This window comes from Streptomyces sp. CB02980 (assembly GCF_014451325.2).
Lineage (GTDB): Bacteria > Actinomycetota > Actinomycetes > Streptomycetales > Streptomycetaceae > Streptomyces.
The window spans coordinates 1-16164 of record NZ_JACSCH020000006.1 but is presented as its reverse complement, the minus strand read 5'-3'; the positions used below and the strand labels follow the sequence as shown (position 1 = coordinate 16164).

Genomic DNA, 16164 nt, shown 5'->3' with positions numbered 1-16164 from the left:
TTCCCTTCGCGGTGGTACGGCGGTCCCTCCCACAGTAGTGGGACCGCCGTACCCGGTCGGCGGGAATTCCCCCGCCCGTCCGGCCCGCTCCGTCAGTGCTGTTCCGGCAGCCAGCCCAGCTGCACCAGCGGCGTGCCCCGCTTCCGCGACACGAACGTGCCCCGGCCCGGAGGCATCGGCCGTGCCCGGACGCTGCCCAGGATGTCGCCCTCCTGCGGGTCGCCGGAGAGGACCACGCCCTGCGCGCCCAGCTCCTTCACGCGCTGCATGAACGGCTCGTACATCGCCCGGGAGGCACCACCGGCGCTGCGCGCCACGATGAACCGGATGCCGACGTCCCGTGCGAACGGCAGGTTCTCCACCAGGACCGCCAGCGGGTTCCCCGAGTTGGTGGCCACCAGCTCGAAGTCGTCGACCAGGACGTACAGTTGCGGACCCGTCCACCAGCTGCGGTCGCGCAGCTGCTGCGGTGTGATGTCGGGCTTCGGCGCCCGCTTCCCCATCACCGTGTTGATGGCCTCCATGTGCATCTGCATGGCGGAGGCCATCGGCGCGTACTCCAGGAGGTGCGAGGGCGCGACCGCCTCCAGCATCGTCCGCCGGTAGTCGCCCACCACGATCCGCGCCTGCTCCGGCGTGTACCGCTCGCACAGCTGCTTGGCGATGAGCCGCAGCAGCGCCGTCTTGCCGGACTCGCTCTCGCCGAAGATCAGGAAGAACGGGTCCGACTCGAAGTCGACGAACACCGGCTCCAGGTTCGTCTCGTCGATGCCGATCGCGATGCCGTGCTGCGGGTACTCGAAGCCCTTCGGCAGTCGGTCCGCCGACAGCTTGCGCGGCAGCAGTCGCACCGCGGGGGCCGGGGCCCCGGTCCAGGACGCCTGCACCGACCGTACGAACGCCGCCGTGCCGTCCGACAGGTCGGCGGCCGAACTCGATCCGTCGATCCGCGGCAGCGCGCCCATGAAGTGCAGCTTCTCGGGCACCTGGCCGCGACCCGGCACGCCGGGCGGCACGTTCGCCGCGACCTTGCGGTCGAACTCGGAGTCCATGACGTCACCGAGCCGCAGTTCGAGCCGGCCCAGCATCTGGTCCTTCAGCGCCGCACGCACCTCCATGTACCGGGAGGCGGTGATCACCACGTGGATGCCGTAGCCGAGACCGCGCGCGGCGATGTCGGAGACGATCGGCTCCAGCACGTCGTAGTCGTTGCGGAAACCGCCCCAGCCGTCCACGACCAGGAAGACGTCGCCCCAGGCCTCGCCGGGCAGTTCGCCTGCGGCCCGCTTGCGCCGGTAGGTCGCGATCGAGTCGATGGAGTGCGAGCGGAAGAACTCCTCGCGCCGGTTCAGCACGCCCATCACCTCGGCGACCGTACGCCGCACCCGCTCCGGGTCCAGCCGGGACGCCACCCCGCCGACGTGCGGCAGATCGGCGAGCGACACCATGCCGCCACCACCGAAGTCCAGGCAGTAGAACTGCACCTCGGCCGGGGTGTGGGTGAGCGCGAACGACGAGATGAGCGTGCGCATCATCGTCGACTTGCCGGACTGCGGACCGCCGACCACCATCATGTGGCCCGCCGCGCCGGAGAAGTCCCGGTACAGCACCTCGCGCCGCTGCTCGAACGGCTTGTCGATGAGGCCGAGCGGCACCGTGAGCCCGCCCTGACGCGTGTACTCGGTCGCCGTGAGCCCCCGGTCCGCGGTCTGCGCGAGACCCGGAAGCAGCTGGTCGAGCGACGGCGCCTGGTCGAGCGGCGGCAGCCACACCTGGTGCGCGGGCACGCCCTGGCCCTCCAGGCGGCGCACGATCACGTCGAGGACGGTGTCCGCGAGCGCGTCGTCCTCCTCCGCCCGCTGCCGCGCGAGGTACGCCGGGTCCGGCGCCGCGTACACGACGGGCACCGGCGCCGCCGTGAACAGCGCGGGACGCCGCTCCACGGGCAGGTGCCCGATCTCCAGCCGCGGCCCGCCCGTCCGGTACGTGCCCGAGACGTACGCCGCCTTGAAGCGGGTCATCTCGTCCGTACCGAACTTCAGATAGCCCGAACCCGGCACCGAGGGCAGGTGGTACGCGTCCGGCACACCGATCGCCGTCCGCGACTCCGCCGCCGAGAAGGTCCGCAGACCGATCCGGTACGAGAGGTACGTGTCCAGGCCGCGCAGCTTGCCCTCCTCCAGGCGCTGCGAGGCGAGCAGCAGATGCACACCCAGGGAGCGGCCGATGCGGCCGATCTGGATGAACATGTCGATGAAGTCCGGCTTGGCGGTGAGGAGCTCGGAGAACTCGTCGATCACCAGGACCAGCGAGGCGAGCGGTTCGAGCGGGGCGCCCGCCGCGCGCGCCTTCTCGTAGTCGTGGATGTTGGCGTAGTTGCCGGCCGACCGCAGCAGCTCCTGACGCCGCTGCAGCTCACCGCGGATCGCGTCGCCCATGCGGTCGACGAGCGTCAGGTCGTCCGACAGGTTGGTGATGACCGCCGCCACGTGCGGCATCTGCGACATGCCCGCGAAGGTCGCGCCGCCCTTGAAGTCCGCGAGGACGAAGTTCAGCGTCTCCGAGGAGTGCGTCACCGCGAGACCCAGGACCAGCGTCCGCAGCAGCTCCGACTTTCCGGAACCCGTGGCGCCCACGCACAGACCGTGCGGGCCCATGCCCTCCTGTGCGGCCTCCTTGAGGTCGAGCATGACCGGCTGGCCGTCCTCGCCGACACCGATCGGCACCCGGAGGCGCTCGGCCACCGAACGGGGCCGCCAGGTCCGCGCCACGTCCACCGAGGCCGCGTCGCCCAGGTTCAGCAGATCCGTGAAGTCCAGATTGGCGAGCAGCGGCTCGTCGTCGTCCCCGCCGCCCATCTTCAGCGGGGCCAGCTGACGGGCCAGCGCCTCCGCCGCGGGCAGCGAGACGCCGTCCGGCAGACCCTCGTACGCGAAACCGCCACCCGACTCCAGCCGCAGCCGGCCCGGCCGTACGACCACGGACAGACCACCGCGCGGCTCGTCGAGGTCGCCGGAGACGACCTCCACGATCGTCACGCCCTGGAGGCCCTCGGCCGCCGCGAGCAGCGAGTCCGGCGGCACCAGACCACCGCGGGTGGAATCGGAGTCGAGGACCACCACCACGTGCGGCTGGTCGAGCACCGGCTGGTTCTCCCGGGAGAACCGCGGCCGACCGTCCAGCTTCGAGCGGACCAACTGCTCCAGCTCAGCGAGGTCGTCGCCGAACAGACGCTTCGTGCCGGCCCCGTCGACCTGCCCCGGCACCTGCGTGTGCGGCAGCCACTTCGTCCAGTCCCAGCGCTCCTGCGCCGGCCGGGTCGCGACCACCGCGAGCATCAGGTCGTCGGGGGAGTGCAGGGTCACCAGCTGCGCCACCAGGGCACGCGCCGCCGCCTGCGCCGACTCCGGCTCACCGGACACCGTCACGTGGTAGAACGCCCGCATCGAGACCGCCATCGGCAGCCCGTCCAGGGTGCCGTGCACCGCGAGGAACTGCTGCATCGCACCCGCGCACAGCGGCTCAAGCTCGTCCACCGGAGCCGTGTCCGGCGCCACGAGCGGCGTCGCCAACTGCTGTGCCCCGAGCCCTATCCGCGCCTGCCCGAAGTCGTGGTCGCCGACCCGGCGCTCCCACACCCGCGAGCCCTCGGCCACGACCGACCACAACTGCTCGGGGGACGGGTGCAGATACAGCTGCGCGTCCCGCTGCTTGTGGGCCGTGCGCCGGACCGTACGCCGGGTCTGCGCGAGGTATTTGAGGTAGTCGCGGCGGACATCGGACATTTGCCCCTGCGTACCGCGACGGAATCTCACGAACTGGGCGACGGCCATCGCGACCGTCGAGGCAAGCATCAGCGTGCCCATGATCCGCATGATCGGCGACGGCGTCATGAAGAAGAACACCACCGAAGAACCCATGCCGAGCATCGGCAGGAGCTGCATCAGCGCCGACTCCTGCTGTCCCCGCGGGAGTTCCGGCGGAGACTCCAGGACCAGTTCCCCACCGGGCACTTCCGGCGGAAGAGACCTCGGCGGGCGTTTGACGACGATCTGGCTCACCGGCGCATCAATCCCTCGTTGGAGGTGGGCTCGTGGCGGGAGCATCCGCCCGGCACCCCTGTCGGCAGCCGGGCACACGGACTTCCCCCATGGGACGGCGATCCTACTTGCAGCCCTCACCCGCCGTCCCCGGTAGGGTGGCGCGCGCATCGTGCGCAACCGCGAATCAGGGGGTCCAGACACGTGAGTACGACCGCAGCGACCGGTTTCTGCCGCGTCACCGTCGTGGCGCCGGACAGCCGCATCGACGTCGCGCTCCCGGAGGACATCGCCGTCGCCGACGTCTACCCGGAGATCCTGCGCCTCACCGGACAGACACAGGCCGCCGGTACGCCCACGGGCTACCACCTGGTCCGCCGCGACGGATCCGTCCTCGACGGAGCCCGCACCCTCGCGGCCCAGCAGGTCCTCGACGGCGAGGTGCTCTCCCTGCGCCCGTTCGCCCAGTCCCTGCCGCCGGCCGTCTACGACGACGTGTCCGACGCCGTCGCCTCCGCCGTCACCCGCGACCGGCACCTGTGGAGCGACGAGCTGCTGCGCGGCGCCGGACTCCTCGGCGGCGTGCTGCTCCTCGTCCTGATGGGCTTCGTGCTCTGGTTCGCCGACCCGATCCGGCACGACATGCACAGCCTGCCCGGGATCATCGCGGGCGCCGCCGGATTCCTCCTCACCGCCTTCGCCGGAGTACGCGCCCGCGTGTACGGCGACCGGGCCACCGCCGTCGCCCTCGGCCTGGGCGCGCTGCCGCTGCTGCTCATCGCCGGCTCCGGCATCGTCGGCCCCGACGCCGGCCAGGGCCCCGGCCGCCTCCAGTTCCTGCTCGGCTGCGTCACCGTCCTGGTCGCCTCGGTGGCGCTCGTCGCGCTCACCCCCAGCGGCGACGCGCCCTTCGTGGCCGCCACCTTCCTCGCCACCGTCGGCACCCTCGCGACCTTCGTGGCGATCCTCACCGAGTCGACCGCCACCGAGACGGCCGCCGCCTGCGCCCCCGTCGCCATCGGCCTCGTCGCCTTCCTGCCCGGCCTCTCCGCCCGCTTCGCCCGGCTCCCCATCGGCTACGCCGCCCCTCGCAGCGCCGCCGACGACGAGTTCCACGGCGACCCGCAGCAGCCGGCCGGCGACGACCTCCAGCCCGTCGACGGGGAGCGCATCGCGCTCCAGGCCCGCCGCGGCCACGAGATGCTCCTCGGCCTGGTCGGCGGCTGCGCCGCGGTCGTCGTCGGCTCCGCGGCCGTCCTCGGCTTCGCCGGAAACATGTGGGGCCAGCTCCTCGCCCTCGCCGCCGGCCTCGCGATGCTGCTGCGCGCCCGCCTCTTCCGCTACACCTCGCAGGTCGTCTGCGTCCTGGTCGCCGGCATCGCCGCCATCGCGCTGCTCGTCCTCGGCCTCTCCCTCAACCCGCCGGCGGACCTGGTCAAGGACCTCCTCATGTACGGCGACCGGGGCGGCCTGGACATCCGTACGATCTGGCTCACCGCGTCCGTCGCCGCCGGAGCCGCGCTGATCACCGCGATCGGCCTGATCATCCCGAGGAAGGGCCTCTCCCCGTTCTGGGGCCGCCTCCTCGACCTGGCCGAGGGCCTCGTCCTGCTCTCCCTCGTCCCGCTCTGCCTCGCCGTCCTCGACGTCTTCTCCACGGTCCGGTCCTTGACCAGCAAGTAGAGGTCTGCTCCGGGGGCGCTCCGGCGAGCTGGTACGCTGTGTGACGGCCGTTTGTGTACGCGCTCCCGGAATCCTCTGGAAGCTGCGCCCATCGGACCTTCGCCCGTCGAGTCACGGAAGCTTCCCCTGAGATCAAGACCAGGGGCACTCACGGGCGCACGAACCAACGAGGAGAACCGCGTGGCTCTCGACGCCGCTGTCAAGAAGCAGATCTTTGCCGAGTTCGGCACCAAGGAGGGCGACACCGGCTCTCCCGAGGTCCAGGTCGCGATGCTGTCCCGCCGCATCTCGGACCTGACCGAGCACCTCAAGCAGCACAAGCACGACCACCACTCCCGTCGTGGTCTGCTGATCCTGGTCGGCCAGCGCCGCCGCCTGCTGCAGTACCTGGCCAAGAAGGACATCGCGCGCTTCCGTACGCTCGTCGACCGCCTCGGCATCCGCCGCGGTGCGGCCGGCGGCGCCAAGTAAGACGCCGTGAAGGGAGCGGTTCCCACTTTCGGGGGGCCGCTCCCTTTGCTGTACGTGCACAAAGTGTGCGCACCGGCTTAGTCTGGTCGCACAACCCCATACGACGAGCGAGAAGCCGCCGGCCAGCCGCCGGTCCTCGGTAGTGGCCCCCGGACGAATCACCGGGTGCTTCGATCGAAGACCGGCCCGCACCCGAGGCGCTTCTCCGCCGCCGTCGCCACCGTCCCCGGCCACACGGGCCCCGGACGCAAAGACGAACACGTAGGAGAAACCACTAGTGGAGAACGAGACCCACTACGCCGAGGCCGTCATCGACAACGGCGCCTTCGGTACCCGCACCATCCGCTTCGAGACCGGCCGTCTGGCCAAGCAGGCCGCCGGCTCCGCCGTCGCCTACCTGGACGACGACACGATGGTCCTTTCCGCGACCACCGCCTCGAAGCGCCCCAAGGACCAGCTCGACTTCTTCCCCCTGACGGTGGACGTCGAGGAGCGGCAGTACGCGGCCGGCAAGATCCCCGGCTCCTTCTTCCGCCGTGAGGGCCGCCCCTCCGAGGACGCGATCCTCACCTGCCGCCTGATCGACCGGCCGCTGCGCCCCTCCTTCAAGAAGGGCCTGCGCAACGAGATCCAGATCGTCGAGACGATCATGGCGCTCAACCCCGACCACCTGTACGACGTGGTCGCGATCAACGCCGCCTCCGCTTCCACGATCCTGGCGGGCCTGCCCTTCTCCGGCCCCATCGGCGCCACCCGCGTCGCCCTGATCAAGGGCCAGTGGGTCGCGTTCCCGACGCACACCGAGCTCGAGGACGCCGTCTTCGACATGGTCGTCGCCGGTCGCGTCCTGGAGGACGGCGACGTCGCGATCATGATGGTCGAGGCCGAGGCCACCGAGAAGACCATCGATCTCGTCAAGGACGGCGCCGAGGCGCCGACCGAGGAGATCGTCGCCGCCGGTCTCGAGGCCGCGAAGCCCTTCATCAAGGCCCTCTGCAAGGCCCAGTCGGACCTCGCCGCCAAGGCCGCGAAGCCCACCGGCGAGTTCCCGGTCTTCCTGGACTACCAGGACGACGTCCTGGAGGCGCTCACCGCCGCCGTCAAGGGTGAGCTCACCAAGGCGCTCACCATCGCCGGCAAGCAGGAGCGCGAGGCCGAGCTCGACCGCATCAAGGAGCTCGCCGCCGAGAAGCTCCTCCCGGCCTTCGAAGGCCGCGAGAAGGAGATCTCGGGCGCCTACCGCGCGCTGACCAAGAAGCTGGTCCGCGAGCGCGTCATCAAGGACAAGGTCCGCATCGACGGCCGTGGCCTGACGGACATCCGTACGCTCGCGGCCGAGGTCGAGGCCATCCCGCGTGTGCACGGTTCCGCGCTGTTCGAGCGTGGCGAGACCCAGATCCTGGGCGTCACCACCCTCAACATGCTCCGCATGGAGCAGCAGCTGGACACCCTCTCCCCGGTGACCCGCAAGCGCTACATGCACAACTACAACTTCCCGCCGTACTCCGTCGGTGAGACCGGCCGCGTGGGCTCGCCCAAGCGCCGTGAGATCGGCCACGGCGCGCTCGCCGAGCGCGCCATCGTGCCGGTGCTGCCGACGCGCGAGGAGTTCCCCTACGCGATCCGCCAGGTGTCCGAGGCCCTCGGCTCCAACGGTTCGACGTCCATGGGCTCGGTCTGCGCCTCCACCATGTCGCTGCTGAACGCCGGTGTGCCGCTGAAGGCCGCCGTCGCCGGTATCGCCATGGGTCTGATCTCCGAGGAGATCGACGGCAAGACGCACTACGTCGCCCTCACCGACATCCTCGGTGCCGAGGACGCCTTCGGCGACATGGACTTCAAGGTCGCCGGCACGAAGCAGTTCGTGACCGCCCTCCAGCTCGACACCAAGCTCGACGGCATCCCCGCCTCGGTCCTGGCCGCCGCGCTGAAGCAGGCCCGCGACGCGCGTCTGCACATCCTCGACGTGATGAACGAGGCGATCGACGTTCCGGACGAGATGTCCCCGAACGCGCCGCGCATCATCACCGTCAAGATCCCGGTGGACAAGATCGGTGAGGTCATCGGCCCCAAGGGCAAGATGATCAACCAGATCCAGGAGGACACCGGCGCCGACATCACGATCGAGGACGACGGCACCATCTACATCGGTGCCCAGCAGGGCTCGCAGGCCGAGGCCGCCCGCGCCACGATCAACGCGATCGCCAACCCGACCATGCCGGAGGTCGGCGAGCGCTACCTGGGTACGGTCGTCAAGACCACCACCTTCGGTGCCTTCGTCTCCCTCATGCCCGGCAAGGACGGCCTGCTGCACATCTCGCAGATCCGCAAGCTCGCCGGTGGCAAGCGCGTGGAGAACGTCGAGGACGTGCTCGCGATCGGCTCCAAGGTCCAGGTCGAGATCGCCGAGATCGACCAGCGCGGCAAGCTGTCCCTGATCCCCGTGATCGCGGACGAGGACGGCGCCGCCGACGACAAGGGCGACACCGACCAGTGACGTCCCGTAGTTCCGTGACGACGGCCCGCCCCTCCTCGGAGGGGCGGGCCGTCGCCCGTACCCAAACGCTTCTCCCGGGCAAGGACGGCATCGGCACGGTCCGCCGCACGACCCTCCCCGGCGGCCTCCGGATCGTCACCGAGACCCTTCCCTCCGTGCGCTCCGCCACCTTCGGCATCTGGGCGCACGTCGGGTCCCGCGACGAGACCCCGGCGCTCAACGGCGCCACCCACTACCTGGAGCACCTCCTCTTCAAGGGCACCCACAAGCGGTCCGCCCTCGACATCTCCGCCGCGATCGACGCGGTCGGCGGCGAGATGAACGCCTTCACGGCGAAGGAGTACACCTGCTACTACGCCCGGGTCCTCGACACCGACCTGCCGCTGGCGATCGACGTCGTCTGCGACATGCTCACGGGCTCGCTCATCCTCGACGAGGACGTGGACGCCGAGCGCGGCGTCATCCTCGAAGAGATCGCGATGACCGAGGACGACCCCGGTGACGTCGTGCACGAGCTCTTCGCGCAGACCATGTTCGGCGACACCCCGCTGGGCCGCCCGGTCCTCGGCACCGTCGACACGGTCAACGCGCTCAGCCGCGGCCAGATCGCCCGCTTCTACAAGAAGCACTACGACCCGACCCACCTGGTCGTGGCCGCCGCGGGCAACGTCGACCACGCCACGGTGGTACGCCAGGTCCGCCGCGCCTTCGAGAAGGCCGGCGCCCTCACCCGTACCGACGCAGTCCCCGTCGCCCCGCGCGACGGCCTGCGCACCCTGCGCGCGGCGGGCCGCGTCGAGCTCCTGAACCGCAAGACCGAGCAGGCCCACGTGGTCCTCGGCATGCCGGGTCTGGCCCGCGGGGACGAGCGCCGCTGGGCCCTCGGCGTACTGAACACCGCTCTCGGCGGCGGTATGTCCTCACGCCTCTTCCAGGAGGTCCGCGAGAAGCGCGGTCTGGCCTACAGCGTGTACTCGTACACCTCGGGCTTCGCCGACTGCGGCCTCTTCGGGGTGTACGCGGGCTGCCGCCCGGGCCAGGTCCACGACGTCCTGAAGATCTGCCGCGACGAGCTCCACAAGGTCGCGTCCGACGGCCTCACGGACGACGAGATCGCCCGCGCCGTCGGCCAGCTCTCCGGTTCGACCGTGCTCGGCCTCGAAGACACCGGCGCGCTGATGAACCGCATCGGCAAGAGCGAGCTGTGCTGGGGCACCCAGATGTCGGTCGACGACATGCTGGACCGGATCGCGGCCGTCACCCCGGACGAGGTCCGGGAGGTCGCACGCGATGTACTGGACCAGCGGCCCTCGCTCTCGGTGATCGGCCCGCTGAAGGACAAGCAGGCCGACCGTCTGCACCAGGCCGTCTCCTGACCATCTAGCCCTAAGGAATTCAGAGCAATGAGCAAGCTGCGCGTGGCGGTCCTCGGTGCCCAGGGCCGCATCGGCTCCGAGGCCGTGAGGGCCGTCGAGGCCGCCGAGGACATGGAACTGGTCGCGGCCCTCGGCCGCGGCGACAAGCTGGAGCGCCTCGTCGAGGCGGACGCCCAGGTCGTCGTCGAGCTGACCACCCCCGCCTCGGTCATGGAGAACCTCGACTTCTGCGTGCGCCACGGCATCCACGCGGTCGTCGGCACCACCGGCTGGACCGAGGAGCGCCTCGCGCAGCTGCGGACCTGGCTCGCCGCCTCCCCGGAGACCGGCGTCCTCATCGCTCCGAACTTCTCCATCGGCGCGGTCCTCACCATGAAGTTCGCCCAGATCGCGGCCCCGTACTTCGAGTCCGTCGAGGTGGTCGAGCTGCACCACCCGCACAAGGTGGACGCCCCCTCCGGCACCGCCACCCGGACGGCCCAGCTGATCGCCGCCGCCCGTGCCGAGGCCGGTCTCGGCGCTCAGCCGGACTCCACCGCGACCGCCCTGGACGGGGCGCGCGGCGCCGACGTCGACGGCGTCCGCGTCCACTCCGTACGCCTGGCGGGCCTCCTGGCCCACCAGGAGGTGCTGCTCGGCGGCGAGGGCGAGACCCTGACGGTCCGCCACGACTCGCTGCACCACTCCAGCTTCATGCCGGGCATCCTTCTGGGCGCCCGCCGTGTCCCCAGCACTCCGGGCCTCACCTTCGGCCTGGAGCACTTCCTGGACCTGGGCTGACGATCATGGGCGGAAAGATCACGTACGTCTTCCTCTCCACCGTGCTCGTCCTCGTCTTCGGCGTGGTGGCGATGGAGGGCGTCCTGCTCCTCCTCACGGGCGAGCCGGCCGCCATGGGCATGGGCGCGGTGGCGTTCCTGCTGCCCGCGGTCGGCGGCTGGTTCCTCTGGAAGAACACCCGGTTCGCCCGCCAGGCGGGCCGCCTCGCCACCGAACTGGAGGCGGAGGGCGGCCTGCCCGTGGACGAGCTGAAGCGCACCGAGGGCGGCCGGATCGACCGCGACTCGGCCGACGAGGTCTTCGCCCGGCGCAAGGCCGAGACGGAGGACACGCCGGACGACTGGCGCTGCTGGTTCCGGCTCGCGGTCGCCTATCACGACGCCCGCGACACCCCGCGGGCCCGCAAGGCGATGCAGAGGGCCATCGCCCTCCACGAAGGGCTTCCGGTCAGCGTGTGACGGCCGGGGCCACGCCGTACTCGGCGTTCCAGGCCTCGACCGTGTCGGCCGCCCGGTCGAAGGCCTCGACACGGGAGAGGAAGTCGGCGTTGTGGTCGGTGAGCAGCATCAGCTGCTCACCACCCTGCCGGCCGAGCGCCAGGGCCTGACCCTGGACCGTACGGGGGAGCCCCAGCCAGCGAACCGGCTGCTGCACGGTGCGTACGGAGGTCACCTTCGCCCACGGCACGGTGACGGTCGAGAAGAAGGCCACGCGGCGGATCCCGGCGCGGCTCACCCAGGTGCCCATGCGCAGCATCCGCAGGGCGGCCAGGATGACGAGTACGGCGGTGGCCAGGGTGACGGCCCCGCCGCTGAATCCTCCGGCCGCGGTGATGATCACCGCGGCGAGGAGTACGAACGAGGCCAGCAGCAGCGCGAGCGCCGCCGCCCCGACCCGCCAGGATCCCGGCCGGTACGGACGACGCCACTGGTCGTGGTCGTCGAACGGCAGGGCGACGTGGTCGGTCGTGTCAAAAGCACGGTCGGCCGTCAGAAAGGGCAGGGGCACGACAGGTCCTCACTCACAAGCACGCTCGAAGGGGCGATGCCCGGTGAGGCTACCTCAGCGGTTGTCGGAGGCTTCGGACTGCTGCTGATGAGTGGTGGAGTCGGCCGCCTGAAGGGACGGCATCCCGAAGATCAACGAGCCCACGAGGCCGGCCGCGACGGTCAGCCCCAGCAGGGTACGGCCCATGATCTGCGAGGCGCCGAGGCGCTCCCGGGGTGGCGGAGCGACGTTACTGCGGAAGTGGTCGGCCTCCGCGACGAACGCGAACGGTACGGCCTCTCTCCGGCGGAACATCAGAGCCACTCTCCTCGGGTCGTCGTCATGCGTCACAGGGAGAGACGACAGAACCGGGGCTTTGGTGCCCTATTTCACCAAAGCGGCCGAATCTCATCCTCCGGTAGGACGTCGTTAGAGTGGGCGACTGCAACAGCCGATTGGAAGGACCGCTGGTGACCGACAGCCCCACCGAGAACGTGAAGATCGACTTCCGGAGCGACGTCACCGTCGAGCTGGTCAAGAGCGCGGCGGCCGACTCCGACGTCCTCTGGGCAGCCCGGGTCTCCACGGCGGGCGAGCAGTCCCTCGAAGAGCTCCAGAAGGACCCGGAGCGCTCGAAGGGCCTCATCAACTACCTGATGCGGGACCGCCACGGCAGCCCCTTCGAGCACAACTCGATGACCTTCTTCATCAGCGCCCCGATCTTCGTGTTCCGCGAGTTCATGCGCCACCGCGTGGGCTGGTCGTACAACGAGGAATCGGGCCGCTACAGGGAGCTCCAGCCGGTCTTCTACGTCCCGGACGCCTCGCGCAAGCTCGTCCAGGAGGGCCGTCCCGGCAAGTACGTCTTCGTCGACGGCACCCAGGAGCAGCACGACCTGGTCAGCCGCACGATGGAGGACTCGTACCGTCAGGCGTACGCCACCTACCAGGAGATGCTCGCCGCCGGCGTCGCCCGCGAGGTCGCCCGCTCGGTCCTCCCCGTCGGTCTCTTCTCCTCGATGTACGCCACGTGCAACGCGCGCTCGCTGATGCACTTCCTCGGTCTGCGCACCCAGCACGAGCTGGCCGCGGTCCCGTCCTTCCCGCAGCGGGAGATCGAGATGGTCGGCGAGAAGATGGAGGAGCACTGGGCCCGGCTGATGCCGCTGACCCATGGAGCCTTCAACAAGAACGGCCGTGTGGCCCCATAGGGCACAGATGTCCGAACCCCTCGTGCGAAGTGTCCGTATTGCGACGTTTCACGAAGTTCATCTAGGCTGATCAAACGGACCCGGCGCTGCCTGAACCCCCGAGCAGGCAGCGCCGGGCTCCCTTTATCCTGTCCCCCTAGGGGACACCCGGCGCTGAGCAGCGAGTAGCGTGTTACCCATGGCTCCGATCTCCACTCCGCAGACCCCCTTCGGGCGGGTCCTCACCGCCATGGTCACGCCCTTCACGGCGGACGGCGCACTCGACCTCGACGGTGCCCAGCGACTGGCCACCCACCTGGTGGACGCAGGCAACGACGGCCTCGTCATCAACGGCACCACCGGCGAGTCCCCCACCACCAGCGACGCGGAGAAATCGGAGCTCGTACGAGCGGTACTGGAGGCGGTCGGCGACCGCGCCCACATCGTGGCCGGCATCGGCACCAACGACACCCACCACTCCATCGAGCTCGCCCGCACCGCCGAGCGTGACGGGGCACACGGACTGCTCGCCGTCACGCCGTACTACAACAAGCCCCCGCAGGAGGGCCTGTACCGGCACTTCTCGGCCATCGCCGACGCCACCGAGCTCCCGGTGATGCTCTACGACATCCCCGGCCGCAGCGGCGTCCCGATCGACACCGAGACGCTCGTCCGGCTCGCCGAGCACCCGCGCATCGTCGCCAACAAGGACGCCAAGGGCGACCTCGGCCGCGCCAGCTGGGCCATCGCCCGCTCCGGCCTCGCCTGGTACTCCGGCGACGACATGCTCAACCTGCCCCTGCTCTCCGTCGGCGCCTGCGGCTTCGTCTCCGTCGTGGGCCACGTGGTCACCCCGGAGCTCCGCGCCCTCCTCGACGCCCACCTGGGCGGCGAGATCCAGAAGGCCACCGAGATCCACCAGAAGCTGCTCCCGGTCTACACCGGGATGTTCCGCACCCAGGGCGTCATGACCACCAAGGCCGCCCTCGCCCTCCAGGGCCTCCCGGCCGGCCCCCTGCGGCTGCCCCTCGTGGAGCTGTCCCCCGAGGAGACCGAGCAGCTCAAGATCGACCTGGCCGCCGGCGGGGTAGAGCTCTGACAACGGACTTCACAACTGAACACTGACAACAGCAAGTGCACGAATGTCATGCGCGCCACGTGCCAAGAGGTACGTGGCGTGCGTGGTGAGGAGAGTCTTTTGAGTCATCCGCATCCTGAACTCGGTGCCCCGCCGAAGCTGCCGAAGGGCGCCCTGCGCGTCATCCCGCTCGGCGGGCTCGGCGAAATCGGCCGGAACATGACGGTCTTCGAATTCGACGGCCGTCTGCTCATCGTCGACTGCGGCGTCCTCTTCCCCGAAGAGGAGCAGCCCGGTATCGACCTGATCCTCCCGGACTTCACCATCATCCGGGACCGTCTCGACGACATCGAAGGCATCGTGCTCACGCACGGCCACGAGGACCACATCGGTGCCGTCCCCTACCTGCTCCGGCTCAAGCCGGACATCCCGCTGATCGGCTCCAAGCTGACCCTCGCCCTGATCGAGGCCAAGCTCCAGGAGCACCGCATCCGCCCCTACACCCTCGAGGTGAAGGAGGGCGACCGGGAGATCCTGGGCTCGTTCGACTGCGAGTTCATCGCGGTCAACCACTCCATCCCGGACGCGCTCGCGGTCGCGATCCGCACCCCCGCGGGCATGGCCGTCGCCACCGGCGACTTCAAGATGGACCAGCTCCCGCTGGACGGCCGCCTCACCGACCTCCACGCGTTCGCGCGTCTGAGCGAGGAAGGCATCGACCTCCTTCTCTCGGACTCCACGAACGCCGAGGTCCCGGGCTTCGTCCCGCCGGAGAAGGACATCTCCAACGTCCTGCGCACGGTCTTCGCGAACGCCCAGAAGCGCATCATCGTGGCCAGCTTCGCCAGCCACGTGCACCGCATCCAGCAGATCCTCGACGCCGCCCACGAGTACGGCCGCCGGGTCGCCTTCGTCGGCCGCTCGATGGTCCGCAACATGGGCATCGCCCGCGACCTGGGCTACCTCCGGGTCCCGGCCGGCCTCGTCGTGGACGTGAAGACCCTCGACGACCTGCCGGACGACGAGGTCGTGCTGGTCTGCACGGGTTCCCAGGGCGAGCCGATGGCGGCCCTGTCCCGCATGGCCAACCGCGACCACCAGATCCGGATCGTCCCCGGCGACACCGTGATCCTGGCGTCGTCCCTGATCCCGGGCAACGAGAACGCGGTCTACCGCGTGATCAACGGCCTGACCCGCTGGGGCGCGAACGTCGTCCACAAGGGCAACGCCAAGGTCCACGTCTCGGGCCACGCCTCGGCCGGCGAGCTGCTGTACTTCTACAACATCTGCCGCCCGAAGAACCTCATGCCGGTCCACGGCGAATGGCGCCACCTCCGCGCCAACGCCGAGCTCGGCGCGATGACGGGGATCCCCAAGGACCACATCGTCATCGCCGAGGACGGCGTCGTCGTCGACCTGGTCGACGGCCGCGCCCGGATCACCGGCAAGGTCCAGGCGGGTTACGTGTACGTCGACGGCCTCTCGGTCGGCGACGTCACCGAGACCTCCCTCAAGGACCGCCGCATCCTGGGCGAGGAGGGCATCATCTCGGTCTTCGTCGTGGTCGACTCCTCGACCGGCAAGATCGTGGGCGGCCCGCACGTCCACGCCCGAGGTTCCGGTATCGACGACTCCGCGTTCGACGCGGTGCTCCCGAAGATCGACCAGGCGCTGAACAAGTCGTTCCAGGACGGCGTCGTGGAACCCCACCAGCTCCAGCAGCTGATCCGCCGCAGCGTCGGCAAGTGGGTCTCCGACACCTACCGCAGGCGCCCGATGATCCTCCCGGTCGTCGTAGAGGTCTGACAGGCCTGACGGCCTGGACCAGCGCAGCACCGGAGCGGGGCCCCTCGATTTGCATCGGGGCGCCCCGCTCCAGTACGTTTACGGCTCCGCCAGAACGGGAAGCCCCGGCGCCGACGTGCGCCCGAACGCTTCACCGGGAGGCGGAAAAACCGACTCAGATCTTCTGATAAAGTCGGAAACGCCGAAAGGCCCCCGGAGTGAAAACAAAAGGGACCGGAAAGCACCGAGGAAATCGGGTCGAAAAGATCTGATAGAG

Annotated in this window: 12 protein-coding genes; 9 read left to right on the top strand and 3 right to left on the bottom strand. The window is 69.9% G+C overall.

Annotation, left to right across the window (positions count from 1 at the left end; all coding sequences use genetic code 11):
• Positions 1-92: 92 nt before the first annotated feature.
• Positions 93-4061 (bottom strand): type VII secretion protein EccCa, encoded by a 3969-nt coding sequence (eccCa, locus tag E0F75_RS14545; RefSeq protein WP_187622957.1) that lies wholly within the window; start codon positions 4059-4061, stop codon positions 93-95.
• A gap of 183 nt (positions 4062-4244) precedes the next feature.
• On the opposite strand from eccCa, the gene eccD reads away from it, so the two are divergent.
• The 6 genes from eccD to E0F75_RS14515 all read left to right on the top strand — a co-directional run bounded on the left by eccD (position 4245) and on the right by E0F75_RS14515 (position 11305).
• A complete protein-coding gene (gene eccD, locus E0F75_RS14540) occupies positions 4245-5723 on the top strand; it encodes a type VII secretion integral membrane protein EccD (RefSeq protein WP_187622956.1) in 1479 nt (492 codons plus the stop codon).
• Positions 5724-5903: 180 nt separating this feature from the next.
• Entirely contained in the window at positions 5904-6194 is a 291-nt protein-coding gene (rpsO, locus tag E0F75_RS14535) for a 30S ribosomal protein S15 (RefSeq protein ID WP_187622955.1), read from the top strand.
• Between the two features lie 277 nt (positions 6195-6471).
• Positions 6472-8691 (top strand): polyribonucleotide nucleotidyltransferase, encoded by a 2220-nt coding sequence (locus tag E0F75_RS14530; RefSeq protein ID WP_187622954.1) that lies wholly within the window; start codon positions 6472-6474, stop codon positions 8689-8691.
• The gene (locus tag E0F75_RS14525; protein ID WP_187622953.1) at positions 8688-10067 is read left to right on the top strand and encodes a pitrilysin family protein; all 1380 of its coding nucleotides are present in this window, start codon (positions 8688-8690) and stop codon (positions 10065-10067) included. The genes E0F75_RS14530 and E0F75_RS14525 overlap by 4 nt, the downstream gene beginning before the upstream one ends.
• Positions 10068-10094: 27 nt before the next feature.
• On the top strand, positions 10095-10847 hold the full coding sequence (dapB, locus tag E0F75_RS14520; RefSeq protein ID WP_187622952.1) for a 4-hydroxy-tetrahydrodipicolinate reductase: 753 nt from the start codon (positions 10095-10097) through the stop codon (positions 10845-10847).
• Positions 10848-10852: 5 nt separating this feature from the next.
• On the top strand, positions 10853-11305 hold the full coding sequence (locus E0F75_RS14515) for a tetratricopeptide repeat protein (protein WP_187622951.1): 453 nt from the start codon (positions 10853-10855) through the stop codon (positions 11303-11305).
• Here the strand turns inward: E0F75_RS14515 and E0F75_RS14510 are convergent.
• Positions 11295-11855, bottom strand: a complete 561-nt coding sequence (locus E0F75_RS14510; RefSeq protein ID WP_187622950.1) for a PH domain-containing protein — start codon at positions 11853-11855, stop codon at positions 11295-11297. The two genes, E0F75_RS14515 and E0F75_RS14510, sit on opposite strands and share 11 nt — an antisense overlap.
• A 54-nt stretch (positions 11856-11909) precedes the next feature.
• Positions 11910-12149: a hypothetical protein gene (locus E0F75_RS14505; protein WP_187622949.1), complete on the bottom strand. Its 240-nt coding sequence runs from the start codon at positions 12147-12149 to the stop codon at positions 11910-11912.
• Positions 12150-12304: 155 nt separating this feature from the next.
• Between E0F75_RS14505 and thyX the strand changes: the two genes are divergently transcribed.
• The 3 genes from thyX (at position 12305) to E0F75_RS14490 (ending at position 15908) form a co-directional block, all read left to right on the top strand.
• Positions 12305-13045 (top strand): FAD-dependent thymidylate synthase, encoded by a 741-nt coding sequence (gene thyX / locus E0F75_RS14500; protein ID WP_055600971.1) that lies wholly within the window; start codon positions 12305-12307, stop codon positions 13043-13045.
• Positions 13046-13223: 178 nt separating this feature from the next.
• Entirely contained in the window at positions 13224-14123 is a 900-nt protein-coding gene (dapA, locus tag E0F75_RS14495; protein ID WP_187622948.1) for a 4-hydroxy-tetrahydrodipicolinate synthase, read from the top strand.
• Positions 14124-14222: 99 nt separating this feature from the next.
• The gene (locus E0F75_RS14490) at positions 14223-15908 is read left to right on the top strand and encodes a ribonuclease J (protein WP_187622947.1); all 1686 of its coding nucleotides are present in this window, start codon (positions 14223-14225) and stop codon (positions 15906-15908) included.
• The last annotated feature ends 256 nt before the right edge of the window (positions 15909-16164 follow it).

Coding starts and splice junctions, on each gene's coding strand:
- E0F75_RS14515 (WP_187622951.1), top strand. CDS start 10,853: ATGGGCGGAAAGATCACGTACGTCTTCCTCTCCACCGTGCTCGTCCTC.
- dapB (WP_187622952.1), top strand. CDS start 10,095: ATGAGCAAGCTGCGCGTGGCGGTCCTCGGTGCCCAGGGCCGCATCGGC.
- dapA (WP_187622948.1), top strand. CDS start 13,224: ATGGCTCCGATCTCCACTCCGCAGACCCCCTTCGGGCGGGTCCTCACC.
- E0F75_RS14505 (WP_187622949.1), bottom strand. CDS start 12,149: ATGTTCCGCCGGAGAGAGGCCGTACCGTTCGCGTTCGTCGCGGAGGCC.